This is a genomic window from Chamaesiphon sp. VAR_48_metabat_403, assembly GCF_031422475.1.
Taxonomy (GTDB): Bacteria; Cyanobacteriota; Cyanobacteriia; order Cyanobacteriales; family Chamaesiphonaceae; genus Chamaesiphon.
Window position 1 is genome coordinate 1 of the sequence record NZ_JANPLS010000198.1, and the last position, 6,076, is coordinate 6,076.

Below are 6,076 nucleotides of genomic sequence, written 5' to 3' on the forward strand. Positions count from 1 at the left end.
ACATCAACTATTCGACTTCTATTCGCCAAACTGCTAAACCACTAACAACTAGAATTTTCTGTGGAACTCAAAAACGTCATCATCGTTCATAAAGCCGGAGATCGCGGCAGTAAAGCCCTCGCTGAAAAAGCTGCCAAACAACTCGAACAAATGGGTTGCGACGTGATGATGGGGCCGAGCGGAGCTAAAGACAATCCCTATCCGGTCTTTTTAGCCTCCACCAGCAAGCAAATCGATCTGGCGATCGTTTTGGGGGGTGATGGCACCGCACTCACCGCCGCAAGGCATCTATCCCACGATGGCATCCCAATTCTAGCCATCAACGCTGGGGGACATTTGGGCTTTTTGACCGAGCCGTTAGAACTATTTAATATCGATGCATTAATAGATGGCGATCGCGTCTGGGATCGATTGTTACAAGATCGATATGCAGTCGAACGGCGGATGATGCTTCAGGCGCATATTTATGATGGCGACGATCGCACCGCACCGCCAGATAGCGAAAAATTCCTCGCGCTTAATGATATGTGCATTAAGCCCGCTGCCGCCGATCGGATGATTACTTCGATTCTCGAACTGGAAATCGATGGCGAAATTGTCGATCAATACCAAGGCGATGGTTTGCTCGTTTCCACCCCCACCGGATCTACTTGTTATAATGTCTCTGCTAATGGCCCGATCGTCCATTCTGGCATGGCAACCATCACGATCGCCCCAATTTGTCCGTTGAGTCTTTCCAGTCGCCCGATCGTCATTCCAGCGGGTTCTACCGTCAGCATTTGGCCGCTCGGTGATTACGAACTCAATACCAAGCTATGGACGGATGGCGTACTGGGTACCTCGATTTGGCCGGGGCAAAGGGTCGATGTCCAAATGGCAAACTGTCAAGCCAAATTTATCATTCTGCGCGAAAATTATTCCTATTACCAAACTCTCCGCGAAAAGCTCCTCTGGGCAGGCTCCCGCATCCGCTACGACCACCATCATACTAGGAATTAGGTTTTAGGGGATAGTGGATAGTGGATAGCAAAACTTCTTACTCCTTACTCCCCGTCCCCCCGTCTCCCCGTCCCCCCATCTCCCTGTCTCCCCGTCTCCCCACACGCCCCAAACCCATGAATATCGCCTAATTTGAGCTAATTTCAGCAAATTAACGCATGATTGTTGAGTCAAATTGGGTGGGCAAAGCGAAACTAAACAGTTAGACTGTGGATTGAGAGGGCGGAATTCTTTCTAATCCCGCTATTTCTCGAATCGAACGCTTCTGTATTAACAAATAAGATGAGATCGATCCAGCGATCCGACCGCTTCGTTAACTCTTTGTAACAAACTCAACTATCTATTCATAAAAATGAGTCAATATTACTCGATCGTTAATAGAAATGGTCTTAGTGCTTATTCAAACAAAAGCGCGATCGAAGCTACGCGAGTGCGGTCAACTGCGATCCGATCGGACGCGATCGCGGTGACAAGTAAGTACGTGTAGTTATGAGAGTGAAGCCCGAAAAAATTGATATGTTAATTAACAATTCAAACTGGCAGAAATTTTAATAAGAGCTACAATCAAAAGGGCTTTCCTCGATTGAGGATATCCTCTCGATCGAAGACTATTAATTACCTGCTGTTGACAACTAACATTTCAGTTTAAGTAGTTCATCACAACTCGCTTTGACAGTAGGTACTCCTGTCGTTTCGACATTGGCAATTTGCCATCGATGGATGCTAACTGACAGAATCGTTCGATATATGCAAACACCACCACGATTTCCTGCGGAAAAATCGGATTTATATTAGTTCATTAGTTACGAAAATAGGAGTAAGAGGACCCACACATGACCCAGACTAAAGACATGCTCGCAACCATAACGACGAAAGACACTGACAGCGAATTGGAGCTACTGCTCGACGACGATGTTGATGCCGATGATTTTACTGCTGACGCTGACGGTGAATCTGATGTCGAAGACGAGGATGGTAAGCTGGGGAAGGTGAAAGCCTCCCGCCGTCGCGTTCAAACCAAGAAAAAACAGTTTACAGAAGACTCGATTCGATTATATTTGCAAGAAATCGGTCGCATTCGCTTGCTCCGCGCCGATGAAGAAATCGAACTAGCTCGGAAAATTGCCGATTTATTAGAATTAGAGCGGATGCGCGAGAAGCTGCTCAATGACTTAGATCGCGAACCCCACGATCGCGAGTGGGCGCAGGTAGCGGCGATGCCCCTCAATCAGTTTCGCCATCGCTTATTTTTAGGCCGTCGTGCTAAAGATAAGATGGTACAATCGAACCTGAGACTGGTGGTTTCGATCGCTAAAAAATACATGAATCGCGGTCTTTCTTTCCAAGATTTAATTCAAGAAGGAAGTCTTGGTTTGATCCGCGCCGCTGAAAAATTCGACCACGAAAAAGGTTATAAATTCTCGACTTATGCAACTTGGTGGATTCGGCAAGCAATTACCCGCGCCATTGCCGATCAATCCCGCACGATTCGTCTCCCCGTCCACTTATACGAGACAATTTCGCGGATTAAAAAGACAACTAAATTACTCTCTCAAGAAATGGGACGCAAACCCACAGAAGAAGAAATTGCGACTCGGATGGAAATGACGATCGAAAAACTGCGATTTATTGCTAAATCTGCCCAGTTACCGATCTCTTTAGAAACACCAATTGGGAAAGAAGAAGATTCCAGGCTTGGCGACTTTATCGAAGCCGATGGAGAGATGCCAGAAGACCAAGTATCGAAGAGTTTATTGCGAGAAGATTTAGAAGGAGTTCTCGATACATTAAGTCCCCGCGAACGCGATGTTTTACGTTTGCGTTATGGTTTAGATGATGGACGCATGAAAACATTAGAAGAAATCGGTCAGATTTTTAATGTCACCCGCGAGCGGATTCGGCAAATTGAAGCTAAAGCTCTCCGCAAACTCCGCCACCCCAATCGCAACAGTATTCTCAAAGAATATATTCGTTAGATTCGGTAGTTCTTTACCCCACCCCAGCCCTCCCCTTATAAGTTACGGTGTATACACAAGTTATTTGAGTTGCTGCGTAGTCCAGCCGAGTTGACACGCGGTAGCTTTAGAAAGATGTGCTGGGGGGTAATCCCGTTAAAAACGACGATAAAAGCCACTATCTTGCGAGATGGTGGCTTTTTAGTTGGGACGAATTATCAATTTAGGTGCATAATGCGATCGCATCAGCCCGAAAGATATAATATGCGGTTATCGATGTCCCAGGTAACCATTACCAATCATTCATCACCACTCATGAGATCGTGAATACTAAAATTTTTGCCCCACTATTAATCGCCACTTTAACTTGTAGCTGCATTAGCACGGCTTATCTCATCCCCGCTGCTGCAAAAACACCCGCAGCCGCTACTACGACAGCCAATCGCGTCTATGAAAAAGCAAATCCGGCAGTAGTGACGATTCGCGGCAATAGCAAGTGGGGGAGTGGCTTTATTGTCAGTAATGATGGTTATGTCGTTACCAACGCTCACGTCATCAAAGGGCAACCAGCCGTAGTGACGCTGATAATGGCAGATGGGAAAACCGAACTACCCGCCGATGTGGTGGGATTCGGCAAAAATGGGCTGGATCTGGCATTACTTAAAATCAATCGTCGGGGTCAAAAATTCCCCACAGTTGCCCTCAGCAAAACAACCTTTAGAGTCGGGGACAATACCTATGCCATCGGTACGCCGTTTGACGAGGCTTTCCAAAATACATTGACTACTGGGATTGTCAGTGCCATCCGGGAAGGTGGTAAGTTTATTCAGCATAATGCCGCTATTAATCCAGGGAATTCTGGCGGGCCATTATTAAATGACAGAGGTGAAATAATTGGTGTCAATACAGGTGGATTTGGTAGAGATACGGGTAATGTCGGGATTAACTATGCCATCGGTGTCGATTTAGTCCGTCAATTTATTATCGATGCACGTCAGGGTAAAAGTTCGCCTGTAGCTACGATCGCGACTGAATAAATAACTTTTGTAAAGAACCAGCAGTGCTGCTGCATATTTAACTAGTTAACCACCCGATCTAGATAAGTAGCGGTAGCGAACTCGTCAATTTCCTGACTCAAGCTGACATTCAATTAACTTAAATAAGTCTCATGCAATTACACCATCAAACCCGTTCCTCAGTTAGATCGAATCTCGTCCGCAAGATCTGGTTATCCACCCTCACCATCGTTACCGGATCGCTGACGATAATGCCCACAGCAGCTATCGCCCAAACCACGCCGACAATTCAGTTTTATTGTGGTAAAGCCGCAGATGCTAGCAGTAAAAGCAACCTTCCGGCTACTCTGGCGAAGGTGAGCGGCGCATCAGAAGAACCCGTACTAATTATCTGGAAAAGCGAAGCTTTTAAAACTACGCCCCAACAACGGTGTGAAACTGTCTCGCCCAAATTTCAAGCCGCACTGCAACAAGGTCGAAATTATATCACTGCGGGCATTGATAAAAAAAGTGGTTTGGGCATGATTTGTGCGCTGGCTAATGCCGAACAACCTTGCGATCGCACGAATATGTTATTCACGCTTAAATCTTATCAAGATGCTGGTACGACGATCGAACAACTTTCTAGCGTCCTCTCAGGAACGGCTAGTTCGCCACTTTATCAAAGCAGTGGTAATCGAGTTGTCGATCTCCGCAATTTTGCCCTATTACGAAAAAAGTAGTTGACAAATGACGATCGATAATCGATTGTCGATCTGTGGGCTAGTTGCTATCTCGAACTAACTCACAAATCTAAATTCTAGATCGCTATTTCCAAAGTTAGGAATACTATCCCTTCTAATAAATATGAAAAGTAGCTTAATTACGCTCTTTATCGTCGGTGGATTAACTGTTGGTTCTACTCTGGTATCGATCGAAGCGATCGCCCAATCGCCTACTAAAGTAGTGAGGTTTTATTGTGGTCAAACTTTCGATCCGAATACCAATGCGATCGTCCCCACGACCTTAGTTGCTAGCTCTGCCAAACGCGAACCTGTCGCCTTGATTCAATGGAAATCGAAAATTAGTGGCAAATATACACCCCAAGTTCGCTGCAATATGGTTTCAGGCAACTTTCAACAGGCATGGGAAGCCAAACGACTAAATTATCTCACTGCTGGAGTTGATAAAAAGTCGGGATTGGGAATTATTTGTGGGTCTAAAGATCGCGCGACTAGCTGTACTAGATCGAGCATGTTATTTACCTTATCTAATGGTGCCGACGCAACTGAAACGATCGATCGGATGAAAGATATTAAAGGTGGAACTGGTAGCAATCCCGTTCCCCAAAATTCTGGGGATGGCATCGTCGATATCAGCAGTATTATTAATTAACGCTCATCCAGCAAATGAACAGATTATTTAGGTCGATCGCGATCGCTTTATTTATCCCCATTCTCATCCTGCCAGCTCCATCTCTAGCTAGGGATAAAACAGATAACGTTCAATTCTTTTGCGGTCGAGTTAACCAAGATGGCAAAATTATTCCGACTACCCAGGCGGTAAGCAGTGGCACGGTCGATCCGGTTTCATTAATTTTTTGGAAATACACACCTCCTAAAGGGATGACTAATCGACAACGCTGTGAAACTGTATCCAAACGATTTCAATTGGCATGGGATCGCGGCACTTTTGATAAATTGATTGTCGGGATAGATAAAAAAACGGGACTCGGCTTAATTTGTGCGGTACCTTATACCGAAAAACAATGTACTCGATCGCATTTATTATTTACCCTCAGTACGGGCAGCGATGCCGAAGAAATTCGCGACAGGTTACGTAATACTCTTTCTGGACCGGGAAAAGGTTCGCCACTGTCCCAATCTAGTGGTGAAAATGAAATCGATATGCAGTTATTAATCGATCGATTAAAGAACAAATAGACATCAACAGAGATGGTGTTACCCCCCAACCCCCCGCTTATCCCAGGGCTGATTCATTCCCGATCGGGCTTAGGTTGTCAAGATTAAAAGCAATTAATTTCGATCGAATAAATGGTAATTTCATACTAAGAAACAACCACATTCATCTAAAAACCGATTGCTTTAGATATTGACAAATTCATTC

Annotated in this window: 6 protein-coding genes; all 6 read left to right on the forward strand. The window is 45.1% G+C overall.

Features of this window, described 5'->3' with window-relative positions; genetic code table 11:
- The first annotated feature begins 60 nt into the window (after positions 1-60).
- The 6 genes from RMO79_RS09405 (at position 61) to RMO79_RS09430 (ending at position 5,892) form a co-directional block, all read left to right on the forward strand.
- A complete protein-coding gene (locus RMO79_RS09405; RefSeq protein ID WP_310482867.1) occupies positions 61-999 on the forward strand; it encodes an NAD(+) kinase in 939 nt (312 codons plus the stop codon).
- 833 nt (positions 1,000-1,832) lie between these two features.
- Positions 1,833-2,975 carry an RNA polymerase sigma factor RpoD gene (gene rpoD / locus RMO79_RS09410; RefSeq protein ID WP_310482868.1) on the forward strand — a complete coding sequence of 381 codons (1,143 nt, stop codon included), beginning with the start codon at positions 1,833-1,835 and terminating at the stop codon, positions 2,973-2,975.
- A 302-nt stretch (positions 2,976-3,277) separates the two neighbouring features.
- On the forward strand, positions 3,278-3,991 hold the full coding sequence (locus tag RMO79_RS09415; protein ID WP_310482869.1) for a trypsin-like peptidase domain-containing protein: 714 nt from the start codon (positions 3,278-3,280) through the stop codon (positions 3,989-3,991).
- A 131-nt stretch (positions 3,992-4,122) separates the two neighbouring features.
- On the forward strand, positions 4,123-4,692 hold the full coding sequence (locus tag RMO79_RS09420; RefSeq protein WP_310482870.1) for a COP23 domain-containing protein: 570 nt from the start codon (positions 4,123-4,125) through the stop codon (positions 4,690-4,692).
- Positions 4,693-4,816: 124 nt separating this feature from the next.
- A complete protein-coding gene (locus RMO79_RS09425; RefSeq protein WP_310482871.1) occupies positions 4,817-5,344 on the forward strand; it encodes a COP23 domain-containing protein in 528 nt (175 codons plus the stop codon).
- Positions 5,345-5,358: 14 nt separating this feature from the next.
- Positions 5,359-5,892, forward strand: coding sequence for a COP23 domain-containing protein (locus RMO79_RS09430; protein WP_310482872.1), 534 nt, complete (start codon positions 5,359-5,361; stop codon positions 5,890-5,892).
- Positions 5,893-6,076 lie beyond the last annotated feature (184 nt).